This window comes from Streptococcus sp. FDAARGOS_256 (genome assembly GCF_002289235.2).
Taxonomy (GTDB): domain Bacteria; phylum Bacillota; class Bacilli; order Lactobacillales; family Streptococcaceae; genus Streptococcus.
In genome coordinates this window covers 797534-810948 of the sequence record NZ_NTGM02000001.1, presented here as the reverse complement: position 1 = coordinate 810948, position 13415 = coordinate 797534, and the positions used below count along the sequence as shown (strand labels likewise).

Annotated in this window: 13 protein-coding genes and 1 other annotated feature; of the genes, 12 read left to right on the top strand and 1 reads right to left on the bottom strand. The window is 40.8% G+C overall.

Annotation, left to right across the window (positions count from 1 at the left end):
- Positions 1-8: 8 nt before the first annotated feature.
- The 3 genes from A6J84_RS04170 to A6J84_RS04160 all read left to right on the top strand — a co-directional run bounded on the left by A6J84_RS04170 (position 9) and on the right by A6J84_RS04160 (position 1894).
- Positions 9-566, top strand: coding sequence for a GrpB family protein (locus tag A6J84_RS04170; RefSeq protein ID WP_095726104.1), 558 nt, complete (start codon positions 9-11; stop codon positions 564-566).
- 45 nt (positions 567-611) lie between these two features.
- Entirely contained in the window at positions 612-827 is a 216-nt protein-coding gene (locus tag A6J84_RS04165) for a YozE family protein (protein ID WP_095726103.1), read from the top strand.
- Between the two features lie 80 nt (positions 828-907).
- Entirely contained in the window at positions 908-1894 is a 987-nt protein-coding gene (locus A6J84_RS04160) for a PhoH family protein (protein WP_095726102.1), read from the top strand.
- Between the two features lie 50 nt (positions 1895-1944).
- On the opposite strand, the gene ald is transcribed toward A6J84_RS04160, so the two are convergent.
- A complete protein-coding gene (ald, locus tag A6J84_RS04155) occupies positions 1945-3057 on the bottom strand; it encodes an alanine dehydrogenase (RefSeq protein WP_095726101.1) in 1113 nt (370 codons plus the stop codon).
- Between the two features lie 176 nt (positions 3058-3233).
- Here ald and A6J84_RS04145 point away from each other — a divergent pair, with 176 nt between their 5' ends.
- The 9 genes from A6J84_RS04145 to A6J84_RS04105 all read left to right on the top strand — a co-directional run bounded on the left by A6J84_RS04145 (position 3234) and on the right by A6J84_RS04105 (position 13240).
- Entirely contained in the window at positions 3234-3803 is a 570-nt protein-coding gene (locus A6J84_RS04145) for a GNAT family N-acetyltransferase (protein ID WP_095726100.1), read from the top strand.
- Positions 3804-3868: 65 nt separating this feature from the next.
- Complete coding sequence (locus A6J84_RS04140) at positions 3869-4519, top strand: helix-hairpin-helix domain-containing protein (protein WP_095726099.1); 651 nt, start codon at positions 3869-3871, stop codon at positions 4517-4519.
- The gene (locus A6J84_RS04135; protein ID WP_095726098.1) at positions 4503-6743 is read left to right on the top strand and encodes a DNA internalization-related competence protein ComEC/Rec2; all 2241 of its coding nucleotides are present in this window, start codon (positions 4503-4505) and stop codon (positions 6741-6743) included. Before A6J84_RS04140 ends, A6J84_RS04135 begins: the two co-directional genes overlap by 17 nt.
- A gap of 72 nt (positions 6744-6815) precedes the next feature.
- Positions 6816-6947: a sequence feature (ribosomal protein L20 leader region), on the top strand.
- 15 nt (positions 6948-6962) lie between these two features.
- Positions 6963-7493 carry a translation initiation factor IF-3 gene (infC, locus tag A6J84_RS04130; RefSeq protein ID WP_000848184.1) on the top strand — a complete coding sequence of 177 codons (531 nt, stop codon included), beginning with the start codon at positions 6963-6965 and terminating at the stop codon, positions 7491-7493.
- A 32-nt stretch (positions 7494-7525) separates the two neighbouring features.
- The gene (gene rpmI, locus A6J84_RS04125) at positions 7526-7726 is read left to right on the top strand and encodes a 50S ribosomal protein L35 (RefSeq protein WP_001125942.1); all 201 of its coding nucleotides are present in this window, start codon (positions 7526-7528) and stop codon (positions 7724-7726) included.
- 51 nt (positions 7727-7777) lie between these two features.
- Entirely contained in the window at positions 7778-8137 is a 360-nt protein-coding gene (gene rplT / locus A6J84_RS04120; RefSeq protein WP_000124830.1) for a 50S ribosomal protein L20, read from the top strand.
- A 175-nt stretch (positions 8138-8312) separates the two neighbouring features.
- On the top strand, positions 8313-9977 hold the full coding sequence (locus A6J84_RS04115) for a molecular chaperone HscC (RefSeq protein ID WP_042768379.1): 1665 nt from the start codon (positions 8313-8315) through the stop codon (positions 9975-9977).
- Between the two features lie 13 nt (positions 9978-9990).
- Entirely contained in the window at positions 9991-12762 is a 2772-nt protein-coding gene (locus A6J84_RS04110) for a J domain-containing protein (RefSeq protein WP_095726097.1), read from the top strand.
- 97 nt (positions 12763-12859) lie between these two features.
- Positions 12860-13240 carry a VOC family protein gene (locus A6J84_RS04105; RefSeq protein ID WP_061759792.1) on the top strand — a complete coding sequence of 127 codons (381 nt, stop codon included), beginning with the start codon at positions 12860-12862 and terminating at the stop codon, positions 13238-13240.
- Positions 13241-13415 lie beyond the last annotated feature (175 nt).

Genomic DNA, 13415 nt, shown 5'->3' with positions numbered 1-13415 from the left:
TTATAGACATGATAAAGAAACTTGAAGAAATGAGTTTAGAGGAACTCTGGCAACTTTTTCCTATTTTTCTAGTAGAGCACAAGTCAGAGTGGAAAGACTGGTATGAATCGGAAAAAACAAGTCTGAAAAAAATATTGGGTGCAAATGTTATTAAAAGAATAGAACATATCGGTAGCACTGCTATCTCTAATATTTGGGCCAAAAATATCGTTGATATTCTGCTAGAAGTAGGTAGAATAGAGGATTTAGCAAGAGTCAGGGATTTATTGGTGAAGAATGGGTGGCTAGTGATGTCGGAGAGTCCTAACAGGATTTCGCTAAATAAAGGATATACAGAGCAGGGATTTGCTGAGAAAGTTTTTCATCTACATTTGCGAATGACGGGAGATCATGACGAGATTTATTTTAGAGATTATCTCTGCCAGCATCCAGATATTGCCCAAGCGTATCAGGAATTAAAACTCAGTTTGTGGAAACAATTTGAACACAATCGAGACGCCTATACTGATGCGAAAACGGATTTTATAAACCACTACGTTTCAGAGGCTAAGTCCAGTAATTTTTAAAAATCAGAAAAGTTTCATCAAAAAAAGTCTTGATAGGAGAAAGAATTGAGAAAATCATTTTACACTTGGCTCATGACCGAGCGCAATTCTAAAAGTAACAGTCCCAAAGCCATCTTGGCAGACCTCGCTTTTGAGGAGTCAGCCTTTCCAAAACACACGGATGATTTTGATGAGGTGAGTCGCTTTTTGGAGGAGCATGCCAGCTTCTCTTTTAACCTAGGAGACTTTGACGCCATCTGGCAAGAATACTTAGAACACTAGAGACAATGAGATGAGGCTAGTATTTTATTGTTCTCTTTGCTATAATAAAAAGAAATAAACGGATTAGAGAGGTTCTTTATTTGAAGGAACATTCAATAGACATTCAACTGAGTCATCCAGATGACTTGTTCCATCTTTTTGGTTCCAATGAGCGCCATCTTCGTTTGATGGAAGAAGAGCTCGATGTGGTGATTCATGCCCGTACGGAAATTGTCCAGGTTATTGGAGAAGAGTCTGCCTGTGAGGAAGCCCGTCAGGTTATCCAGGCTTTGATGGTCTTGGTGAATCGGGGGATGACCGTTGGCACGCCAGATGTGGTGACTGCGATTAGCATGGTCAAGAACGATGAAATCGACAAGTTTGTCGCCCTTTATGAAGAAGAAATTATCAAAGACAATACAGGGAAGCCGATTCGTGTCAAAACCTTAGGTCAAAAACTTTATGTGGACAGTGTCAAACAGCATGATGTGACCTTTGGAATCGGACCTGCAGGAACTGGGAAGACCTTTCTTGCAGTGACCTTGGCAGTGACAGCCCTTAAACGTGGGCAGGTCAAGCGAATTATCCTCACTCGACCAGCAGTCGAAGCTGGTGAGAGTCTAGGATTTCTTCCGGGTGATCTCAAGGAGAAGGTCGATCCATATCTTCGACCAGTTTATGATGCCTTGTATCAGATTCTCGGCAAAGACCAAACGACTCGTCTCATGGAGCGTGAGATTATCGAAATTGCGCCCCTTGCCTACATGCGTGGTCGGACCTTGGATGATGCCTTTGTCATTCTCGATGAGGCACAAAATACGACCATCATGCAGATGAAGATGTTCTTGACTCGTTTAGGCTTTAATTCGAAGATGATTGTCAATGGAGATATCAGCCAGATTGACCTGCCACGTAACGTCAAGTCCGGTTTGATTGATGCTCAAGAAAAGCTCAAGAACATTCACCAAATCGACTTTGTTCATTTTTCAGCCAAGGATGTGGTTCGTCATCCAGTTGTCGCTCAGATTATCCGAGCTTATGAACCAGCTCCAGTTAAGGTTGAAGAAAAGAAGGAAGAAACAGAATAGCAAAAAAGCAGTTCAGATGTGAACTGCTCTTTTTTAATGAGTGTATAGCTTTAAACAAGTTCGTCGATTGACGTGTGATCTTTATCGAGGCCTTGAGCAACTGGGAGGCTGGTCAAGTAACCTTGATAAGTGGTCACACCTTGACGCAAGCCTTCATCTTCAGCAATTGCTTGTGCGAATCCTTTGCCAGCCAATGCTTCGATATAAGGAAGAGTGACATTGGTTAGGGCGATGGTTGAAGTACGTGCAACCGCACCAGGGATATTGGCAACGGCATAGTGGAGAACACCGTATTTTTCATAGACAGGTTCATCGTGCGTTGTCACACGGTCAGCTGTCTCGATAACGCCACCTTGGTCAACGGCAACGTCAACGATGACAGAGCCTGGACGCATTTGTTTGACCATCTCATCTGTCACCAATTTTGGTGCTTTGGCACCAGGGATGAGAACCGCACCAATCACCACATCAGCATCTCTCACACTTGCTTCGATGTTGAATGAATTAGACATAAGAGTTTGGATTTGGTTTCCAAAGACTTCTTCTAGAACTGAGAGACGCTTCGCACTGATATCTAAAATAGTCACTTGAGCACCAAGACCAAGGGCGATGCGGGCAGCATGTGTACCGACGACACCACCACCGATGATGGTTACTTTTCCTTTTGGAACACCTGGTACACCACCAAGTAGAACACCAGAGCCACCAGCTTGCTTAGTAAGGAAGTGAGCTCCGATTTGAACAGCCATACGACCTGCAACCTCACTCATTGGAACGAGGAGAGGTAGTTGTCCTTGATTGTCACGAACAGTTTCATAGGCAATTCCTGTTGTTTTGGCTGCTAACATAGCATCTGCTAATTCTGGCGCAGCGGCCATGTGCAAGTAGGTGAAGAGGAGAAGGTCGTCGCGCAAATAACCGTATTCAGAAGCTAGTGGTTCTTTTACTTTTACGACTAACTCAGCTGCCCACGCTTCAGCAGCAGTAGCGACAATCTCAGCTCCTTGCTTTTGATAGTCCGCATCAGTAAATCCTGAACCGAGACCAGCATTTGTTTCGATGAGGACACGATGTCCACGACTGACTAAACTGTGGACGCCAGCAGGAGTGAGGGCAACACGGTTTTCATTATTTTTAATTTCTTTTGGGATTCCGATTAACATAGAGATAACCTACCTTTCAATTGACGGGATTGTTTTAGTTGTCACATTTCAGTTCATAAATCAAAAATGTGATGGTTTTATTGTATATGAAACCGCTTCAAAAATCAAGAAAAACTTGTCATCCAAATTTATTTATGCTAGACTAGTGAGAATCAAGCTCTAATGGAGGAAAAAGCATGGAATCAATATTTGTGAAATTTGCCCAGTATCCATCAATAGAAACGGAGCGTTTGTTGCTCCGACCTGTAACCTTGGACGATGCAGAAGCTATGTTTGAGTATGCCTCAGACAGAGAAAATACACGCTACACTTTTCCAACAAATCAAAGCTTAGAAGAAACCAAGAACAACATCGCTCAGTTTTACTTGGCTAATCCCTTGTGCCATTGGGGAATCGAATTAAAAAATAACGGCAAGTTTATTGGTACCATTGACTTGCACAAGATCGATACTGTTCTTAAGAAGGCAGCCATTGGCTACATTATCAATAAAAAATATTGGAATCAAGGATTGACGACAGAAGCTAATCGGGCCGTGATTGAACTGGCTTTTGAGAAGATTGGAATGAACAAGTTGACTGCTCTTCACGATAAAGACAATCCCGCATCAGGAAAGGTCATGGAGAAATCAGGTATGCGTTTTTCCCACGAAGAACCCTATGCCAGAATGGATAATAAAGAACCAGGACGAATCGTCACAAGAGTTCATTATGTCTTGACTAAGGAAGACTATTTTGCAAATAAATAAGCAGTTGAAAAGATTTTTCAGCTGTTTTTTCTTTCTCTTGCGAATAATCTAAGAGAGGAGAAAATATGGAAACAATTATCGAAAAAATCAAAGAGTATAAAATCATTGTCATCTGTGCTGTTTTAGGTTTGGCCTTGGGTGGATTTTTCCTACTAAAGCCAACTTCACAGAAACCCGTCACAGAAACAAACTTACAAGCTGAAGTTTCGGCCGTTTCAAAGGATTCATCGTCTGAAAAAGAAGTGAAGAAGGAGGAAAAGGAAGAGTCTCCTGAACAAGATCTGATCACAGTGGATGTCAAAGGTGCTGTCAAATCGCCAGGGATTTATGATTTGCCAGTAGGAAGTCGAGTTCATGATGCCGTTCAGAAGGCGGGTGGATTGACAGAGGAAGCAGATAGTAAGTCGCTTAATCTAGCACAGAAAGTCAGTGACGAGGCTCTTGTCTATGTTCCAACTAAGGGAGAAGAAGCAGCTAGTCAGCAGACTGCCTCTGGAACGACTCCTTCGACAAGTAAAGAAAAGAAGATCAACCTTAATAAAGCTAGTCTGGAAGAACTAAAACAGGTCAAAGGCTTGGGAGGAAAGCGAGCACAGGATATTATCGACCATCGTGAGGCAAATGGCCAGTTCAAGTCGGTTGATGAATTAAAGAAGGTCTCTGGTATTGGCGCTAAGACCATAGAAAAGCTAAAAGATTATGTCACAGTGGATTAAGAATTTCCCTATCCCCCTAATCTATCTGAGTTTTCTGTTACTCTGGCTTTACTATGCCATTTTAGGAGCGTCCTATCTCTCACTGCTAGGTTTTGTTTTTTTGCTCGTCTGCCTCTTTTTCCAATTTCCATGGAAATCTGCTGGAAAAGTTTTAGCGTTTTGTGGAGTTTTTGGTTTTTGGTTTTTGTTTCAAAACTGGCAACAGACACAAGCTAGTCAAAACCTAGTGGTTTCTGTTGAGAGGGTTCGGATTTTACCAGATACCATCAAAGTCAATGGAGACAGTCTGTCCTTTCGCGGCAAGGCTGACGGCCATACCTTCCAAGTTTACTATAAACTCCAGTCTGAGGAGGAGAAAGAGCTCTTTCAGACCTTAACAGACCTTCATGAGATAGAACTTGAAGGAAAACTTTCGGAGCCAGAAGGTCAGAGGAATTTTGGTGGATTTGACTATCAAGCCTATCTAAAGACTCAAGGAATTTACCAAACTTTGACTATCAAGAGTATCCAGTCAATGAAACAGGTTAGAAGTTGGGATATAGGAGAAAATCTGTCTGGTTTACGTCGGAAGGCTGTAGTTTGGATCAAGATGCACTTTCCAGATCCTATGCGCAACTATATGACAGGTCTTCTTTTAGGACATTTGGACACAGACTTTGAGGAGATGAATGAGCTCTATTCCAGTCTTGGAATTATCCATCTCTTTGCCTTGTCGGGTATGCAGGTGGGCTTCTTTATGGATGCCTTTAAGAAATTTCTCTTACGATTGGGCTTGACCCAAGAAAAGTTGAAGTGGCTAACTTATCCCTTTTCTCTTATCTATGCAGGTCTGACAGGATTTTCAGCATCGGTCATTCGCAGTCTCTTGCAAAAGTTACTGGCCCAACATGGTGTTAAGGGGTTGGATAATTTTGCCTTGACGGTCCTTGTCCTTTTTATCATTATGCCAAACTTTTTCCTAACTGCAGGAGGAGCCTTGTCCTGCGCATACGCTTTTATCTTGACCATGACTAGTAATGAAGAGGAGGGACTCAAGGCTGTTGCTAGGGAAAGTCTGGTCATTTCCTTAGGAATATTGCCTATTCTATCCTTCTATTTTGCAGAATTTCAGCCTTGGTCTATCCTTTTGACATTTGTCTTTTCCTTTCTGTTTGATGTGGTCTTCTTGCCACTTTTGTCCATCTTATTCATTCTGTCTTTTGTTTACCCAGTCACTCAGTTTAACTTTGTCTTTGAGTGGTTGGAGGGCGTCATTCGCTTGGTATCGCAGCTGGCAAGCAGGCCTCTGGTCTTTGGTCAACCCAACGCATGGCTTTTGATTCTACTGTTAGTTTCATTAGCCTTGGTCTATGACATGAGGAAAAACATCAAAAGACTAGCAGGAATCAGTCTTTTTATTGTGGGGCTCTTTTTCTTGACCAAGCATCCGTTGGAAAATGAAATTACCATGCTGGATGTTGGGCGAGGGGAGAGTATTTTCCTACGGGATGTAACTGGTAAAACTATTCTCATAGATGTAGGAGGTAAAGCAGAATCTGACAAGAAAATCCAAACTTGGCAGGAAAAGGCGACGACCAGCAATGCTCAGCGCACCTTGATTCCCTATCTTAAAAGTCGAGGAGTAGACAAGATTGACCAGCTGATTTTGACCAATACAGACAAGGAACATGTTGGTGATTTACTGGAGGTGACCAAGGCTTTCTATGTTGGGGAGATTTTAGTATCAAAAGGAAGTCTGACACAGAAGGAATTTGTAGCGGAACTAGAAGCAAGTCAAAACAAGGTACGTAGTGTGACAGCAGGGGAAAATTTGCCGATTTTTGGGAGTCAGTTAGAAGTCCTATCTTCAAGGCAGATTGGAGATGGGGATCGTGATGGTTCCCTGATTCTTTATGGGAAACTTTTGGATAAGCACTTTCTCTTCACAGGAAATTTGAAAGAGAAGGGAGAGAAGGATCTTCTAAAGCAATACCCTGACTTAGAGGTGGATGTCCTGAAAGCAGGCCAACACGGTGCTAAAACATCATCCAATTCAGCTTTCCTAGAACAGCTCAAACCGGAGTTCACTCTCATTTCAGTTGGAAAGAGCAATCGAGCAAAACTCCCTCATCAGGAAACCTTGACACAACTGGAAAATATCAAGAGTAAGATTTACCGAACTGACCAGCAAGGAGCTATCCGCTTTAAAGGATGGAATAGTTGGCGAATTGAAACGGTTCGATAAAATAGACAAACTTCTCGAAAAATTGACTTTTTATCTTGACAAGGGATAGAAAACTTGGTATCATATAAAAGTTGAGAAAAGCAGAAGTGAGAGCTTCTCGCCTTGTGACATCAAGTTGCCTGGCCCTACGGATGAAAAGTTTCTAAGAAACGCTATCATAACGTGCGGGCTTGTATTATTACGAGTCCGCTATTGTTTTTCTCTAATAATAAAAAAGAGGTGAAAACCATAGCAAAGCAAGACTTATTCATCAATGATGAAATTCGTGTACGTGAAGTTCGCTTGATCGGTCTTGAGGGGGAACAGCTAGGCATCAAGCCACTCAGCGAAGCGCAAGCATTGGCTGATAGTGCAAATGTTGACTTAGTATTGATTCAACCCCAAGCAAAACCGCCTGTTGCTAAAATTATGGACTACGGTAAGTTCAAATTTGAGTATCAGAAAAAGCAAAAAGAACAACGTAAAAAACAAAGTGTTGTTACTGTGAAAGAAGTTCGTCTGAGTCCAACTATTGACAAGGGTGACTTTGACACAAAACTTCGCAATGCACGCAAGTTCCTTGAAAAAGGAAATAAAGTTAAGGTATCCATTCGCTTTAAAGGGCGTATGATCACCCATAAAGAGATTGGTGCAAAAGTTTTAGCCGAGTTTGCTGAAGCAACACAAGATATTGCGATCATTGAACAACGAGCTAAGATGGATGGACGCCAAATGTTCATGCAGTTGGCGCCAGCAACTGACAAAAAATAATTGTCAGAAAGTTAAATAAAGGAGAAAAAATCATGCCAAAACAAAAAACACACCGCGCATCAGCTAAACGTTTCAAACGTACAGGTTCTGGTGGACTTAAACGTTTCCGTGCTTACACTTCTCACCGTTTCCACGGAAAAACTAAGAAACAACGTCGTCATCTTCGTAAAGCATCTATGGTGCATTCAGGAGATTTCAAACGTATCAAAGCAATGCTTACTCGCTTGAAATAATAGCCTAACAGTAAGTAAACAATTCTAGGAAATATTTGGAGGAAATAAAACATGGCACGTGTTAAAGGTGGCGTTGTATCACGCAAACGTCGTAAACGTATTCTTAAATTAGCAAAAGGTTACTATGGAGCTAAACACATCTTGTTCCGTACTGCAAAAGAACAAGTAATGAACTCTTACTACTATGCATACCGTGACCGTCGTCAGAAAAAACGTGACTTCCGTAAATTGTGGATCACTCGTATCAATGCGGCAGCTCGTTTGAACGGACTTTCATACTCACAATTGATGCATGGTTTGAAATTGGCTGAAATCGAAGTTAACCGTAAAATGCTTGCTGACTTGGCTGTTAACGATGCAGCAGCTTTCACAGCTCTTGCAGATGCAGCTAAAGCAAAACTTGGTAAATAATGACAAACTGTTTCATTCTTACTCTCGTGGTTTTTACCGCAAGAGTAGGGTGAAACTTTTTTATTTTCCATAAATGATTTTCTATTTTAGAGAGTAAATCACAGATTTTTTCAAAGAAAATAGGATATTTCCTGTATAATAGGAATATCTAAAAAAGATTTGGAGTTAGAAGAAGATGATAGTAGGTATTGATTTAGGAACGACTAATTCTTTAGTAGGGGTATACCAAGATGGCCAGGTCAAGCTGATTCCCAATGCTTTTGGTGAGTATTTGACGCCTTCTGTTGTGGCTTTGGATGACAATGATGAGATTATAGTTGGAAAAATTGCCAAGGAACGCTTGGTGACCCACCCGGACAAGACGGTCTCTCAGTTCAAGCGTTTTATGGGGACCAAGCATGAACTGACCATAGGAAATCGAGCATATAAGGCTGAAGAATTAAGCTCTTTTATCATTCGAAAGTTGGTAGACGATGCAGAGACCTATCTTGGAGAAAAGGTTGAGGAAGTGATTGTCAGTGTACCAGCCTATTTCAACGATGCTCAACGCTATGCGACCAAACTAGCAGGAAAATTTGCTGGAGTTCAGATTGACCGGATTATCAATGAACCTTCCGCAGCGGCTCTTGCTAAAAGATCTATGGTAAACCAGGAAGATCAATCTTTTATTGTAGTCGATTTTGGTGGTGGAACTCTAGACATTTCAGTTGTGGAGCTTTTTGATAATATCGTCGAAATCGTGTCGATTGCAGGGGACAATCGATTGGGAGGAGAAGACTTTACTGCGGCTATTGCTGAGGAATTTTTAGCCTCCAATCAATTAACCAAGGATACGATTTCCCGAGAATTTTATAGTAAGATTCTGGTACAGGCTGAAAAGACAAAGCTAGAACTCAATGATAAAGAAGAAGTGAAGATGACAGTTCTGGACCAAGAACAAGAATACACTTTAGACTTGAGCTACCAACGCTTTTATGAGCTTTGTCAACCTCTGCTAGCACGTGTTAAGGCTGTTTTGGACCGTGCCTTGATGGATGCGCGCTATAGCTATGTATCATCAGATAACTTTGTTCTTGTTGGGGGGACTTCGAAACTCCGCTTGGTTCAGGACTTTTTGTCTTACTGTATCAATCAAATGGTTCAGGTTTCGGATGATCCTGATCGGATGATTGCGAGAGGTTGTGCACTTCTAGCAGGAATAAAAGAACGGCAGGGTGAGATACGTGATTTGTTGCTGTCTGATATTTGTCCTTTTACACTAGGAATTGAGATAGTTGGAGACCGTTTTTCGCCGATTATTGAGCGAAATTCTACCCTACCTGCTTCACGCATCGAGCAGTACTATACGGCTGAATTGGGACAGAGTCAAGTCAAGATAAAGGTCTATCAAGGTGAGATGATGAAGGCATCACAAAACCTGTTCCTAGGAGAATTAGAAGTTCCCGTCCCTGTCAATACTAGAGTAAATGAAAGTTTCACAGTTCGGTTTACCTATGATTTAAATGGAATTTTGGATGTCGAAGTGAAAATTGATTCAACACAGGAAGTCTTTAGTCATGTTATTCTCCAAGATAGTGTTACTCTGACAGAAAAGGAAATTAAGGCTAAGCAAGCAGAGTTGACTCGCTATAAGATCAATGCTCAAGAAACAGAGGTTTATCGTTTCTTGATTGAAAAAGCGAATCGCGTGTACAGTATGCTCTTGGGGAGAAGAAGAGATGAGCTAATGGCTGAAACTAGACGATTTGAAGAAGAGGTCAGCCAAGCATCTGTTTATCATTTGCCAAAACTCTATCAATCATTTTCAAACTATCTAGACTTCCTAGAGCGAGGACTGTAAAAGAGGAGACCTTATGAATATATGGGAAACTTTAGGGATAGAGCCAACGACTGACGTCAAGCTTATTAGAAGGCGTTATGCTGAACTGGTTCGGCTCTATCACCCAGAAGACCAACCAGAAATTTACCAAGAAATTGTTGAAGCTTACCAAAAAGCCTTGACTTATGCGAGGTCTAGAAACACAAGACCAGAAAATAGTCTAAGAAAAGCGATTGACTCTCAAGAAGCTACTGAACTTGAAGAAGAGGCGAATGAAAAACCTAACTCTAGTCTCAACTTTGAAAACTTGACTGAAGAAAGGAAAACTGAGAACGAAGAGTCTGAAAGATCTAGTCTTGATTTTAGTGATTATCAGCAATCGACTGATAAAACAAGCAATTCCTTTAACTTTGAAACCTTTAAAGCGGAAGAGGATGAGCAAAAGTCCACCCTTGACTTTGGTGACTATGATGAGGAAGTTCAGCTAAATGGAGATTCTGAAGAAAGAGCTACGAATCCCCTCAATTTTGAAACGTTTGATAATGAAGAGAACCAAGGGCAAGAAGGAACAGCAAGGTCTACTCTTGACTTTAGTGGTTATAATGAAGGAACCTATCTGATCCGAAATGCGATTGAAAGTATTGTTGGAAACGACGGCTATAACCGAGAAGAGCAAGAACATCTATGGCGTCAGTTCTTTCATCAGTATCAGTATGATATGGACATTGTTCAATCCGTTTTAGAGGAAATGGATGTTTATATTTTTAACAAACCGGAGCAATTCTCTATCCTCATTCCCTTGCTGGAAGATTATATACCTGACTTTAAGTACTGGGGCTATTACTATAAACTGAAGTATTGGAAAGTTAAAAGAGATATAGCAGAAGAGGAAGGCAGTTCGCTTGAAAGCGCACATGAAGCCACTGAAGAATTCTATTATTCTTATCAACTTTGCCAAGAAATTCTCCAAGATTCTAACAAAGCAAATCAATTGAGCTCTTGGATAGAGTTTTTCAAGCACCCCTATCTGGCCTTTATGGTCTTAGATCAAGTAAATCAAAATCGTCAGATAATCAAGAGTGTGCCCGTTTTAACCTATATTCTAGAAAAAAACCGACAAGTCATATTTGAAGAGGATTATCCACTCTTGAATGACTTGGCTGATTACTTAGACGAAGTAAAAGGGGAGCTGGGAGAAAACGTTGACTTTAGTCACTACTCTCTAGATAATCCAGATGAAGTTGAGGCAGCCTTCTATGAGTTGCTCCATGCTCGCTATGAAGACGACTACAAACTGTTACGTGATTGGCAATACCTTTTTGAAACAGTTAAAAATCACAATCTCCTACTTGATTTGTTAGAAAAGGTGGACGTCTATCCTTTAACCAATGCGAAAGTGTTAGCCCTCGTTCTCCAATTTGTAGAGCGTTACAGAGATGAGGAATCAAATCCTTACCTGAAAAAACTCCATTTCTGGAAGAGTATCCATTCCTATCCTTCAGTGGTAGAGGAGTACGCACTAAATAAAAAAGAAAATTTTGATTACTGGTACAATGAAGGTTATCTTTATATGGATAAGCTCACTAAGAGCGATGAAGATATCAATGATTGGGAGAAGTGGAGAAGCTACTTTAAAGGAAGACCACGTATTCTAACGATTTTACTCCAACAGATCTATAAGGAGTACCATCGATTTACAGATGGCGAGCTCCTGAGATATATTTTAGCTCCTTTTCCTACTTCTAAAATGGCTCCCCAAATGATGACGGAGGAGACAGACCAGAAACTAGAAGAGATGACAGTTTATGCTTATGAACTTAGTCATCCAAAGGCCAAGCTCTCTTATTTGGATTGGAAAAAAAGACAGGTATTTAATAATAAGTTTCTTCAGATTTTCTCTGGTCTCTTTACGATTGTGAGTTTGCTGCTCAGTATTATAGAGCGACCTGGTTATAATTCATGGGTTCATGCTGGCATGTTTTCACTCTTTTACGTCTATATGCTAAAATTAAGGAAAACACCGATTGAGGAGGGAGTGACTGCTAGAGGAGAAAAACGGAAATTCTACTACAGTCCTCATCCATGGTTCCTATTAATCTTATTATTAACCCTCGTCATTCCATCCTTACCGTTTGGTCTCATCGGTGCTCTTATGTTCATTACATTTTTCAGCTTCATCGATGGTTTTCAAGTGAGTCAGGGGCTGAAATGGGATTATTCTTTGGATAAGCTGATTCCTGTTGGTATCTTTCTTTCTGCTGGTTTTTTTTCTGCTTTGGTAAATCGAAGCCAGATCATTTCTGGAGTTGCAATGATGTACTTCCATATTTTTGCAATCCTTGTGATTTGCTTGTCTTTTACAAGATTTAGTCCTGGATTTCCACCATCTCTGAAGAAAATTTTCATACCAGCAATCTTGGGAATCTTACTCTTTCAAACGTTGCCCTACATTCACAGCCGTTTAGACATCTTTGATCCAACTATTCTACGAAATGAAACACTGGCTATAACTGTTATCCTCTTGTTAAATGGAATTGCCTTGTCTTATTTTACAAAGGAACAAGGCTTCATGATTGGTGTGAAGAAGGTCTTTATGATTTATGGCTTGCAGATCTTTATTTTCCTAAGAAGACTGTTCCGAATCCTATTTGCACCAAATTCAGTTTTCGGTAATAACTATCATCACAAAGACTTACTAATCATGAACAGTGAATTTACGTTCTACTTCCTCGAAGGACTTTTTGTCCTTATCATGCTTCTCATTATTCGCAATATACGCAAGGAAAACCGCAAAAGTTCTGCATAGAATGAAAGCGCAGAGAAGAGGACTCTAGTTCAAGTTCCTAGTAAATTTTCCTGAATAAAGGTATAATAGAACTATTCAAATGAAAGAGGTAATGAAGATGGCTTCAAAAATGTTACACACTTGCTTGCGAGTAGAAAACCTTGAAAAATCAATTGCATTCTATCAAGATGCTTTTGGTTTTAAAGAATTGCGTCGCAGAGATTTTCCAGATCATGCTTTCACCATTGTCTATCTAGGACTTGAGGGTGATGACTACGAGTTGGAGTTAACCTATAACTATGATCACGGTCCTTATGTGGTAGGAGATGGCTTCGCCCATATCGCCCTCAGTACACCTGACCTTGAGGCCCTACATCAAGAACATAGCGCTAAAGGCTATGAGGTGACAGCCCCTAATGGACTTCCAGGAACTGCACCAAACTATTACTTTGTCAAGGATCCTGATGGCTACAAGGTCGAAGTCATTCGTGAAAAATAATCCAGTAAGATCAAGTAGAATGTTCGTTTTCTACTTGACTTTTTTTCTTTGAAAGAGTATACTAATACAAATTTAACCTTTAAGGGGAGTCCAGAGAGACTCACAAGGTGTCAGATAAAAGGGATAGGGGACTCTCTGTGGAGACTTTTTAAGTGTGCGCATGAGTTCTAGCCTA

What these genes read in the sequence shown, in the direction of transcription:
- A6J84_RS04170 (WP_095726104.1), top strand. Translation starts at nt 9, where the DNA reads ATGATAAAGAAACTTGAAGAAATGAGTTTAGAGGAACTCTGGCAACTT.
- ald (WP_095726101.1), bottom strand. Translation starts at nt 3,057, where the DNA reads ATGTTAATCGGAATCCCAAAAGAAATTAAAAATAATGAAAACCGTGTT.
- A6J84_RS04145 (WP_095726100.1), top strand. Translation starts at nt 3,234, where the DNA reads ATGGAATCAATATTTGTGAAATTTGCCCAGTATCCATCAATAGAAACG.
- A6J84_RS04140 (WP_095726099.1), top strand. Translation starts at nt 3,869, where the DNA reads ATGGAAACAATTATCGAAAAAATCAAAGAGTATAAAATCATTGTCATC.
- A6J84_RS04135 (WP_095726098.1), top strand. Translation starts at nt 4,503, where the DNA reads ATGTCACAGTGGATTAAGAATTTCCCTATCCCCCTAATCTATCTGAGT.
- rpmI (WP_001125942.1), top strand. Translation starts at nt 7,526, where the DNA reads ATGCCAAAACAAAAAACACACCGCGCATCAGCTAAACGTTTCAAACGT.
- rplT (WP_000124830.1), top strand. Translation starts at nt 7,778, where the DNA reads ATGGCACGTGTTAAAGGTGGCGTTGTATCACGCAAACGTCGTAAACGT.
- A6J84_RS04115 (WP_042768379.1), top strand. Translation starts at nt 8,313, where the DNA reads ATGATAGTAGGTATTGATTTAGGAACGACTAATTCTTTAGTAGGGGTA.
- A6J84_RS04110 (WP_095726097.1), top strand. Translation starts at nt 9,991, where the DNA reads ATGAATATATGGGAAACTTTAGGGATAGAGCCAACGACTGACGTCAAG.
- A6J84_RS04105 (WP_061759792.1), top strand. Translation starts at nt 12,860, where the DNA reads ATGGCTTCAAAAATGTTACACACTTGCTTGCGAGTAGAAAACCTTGAA.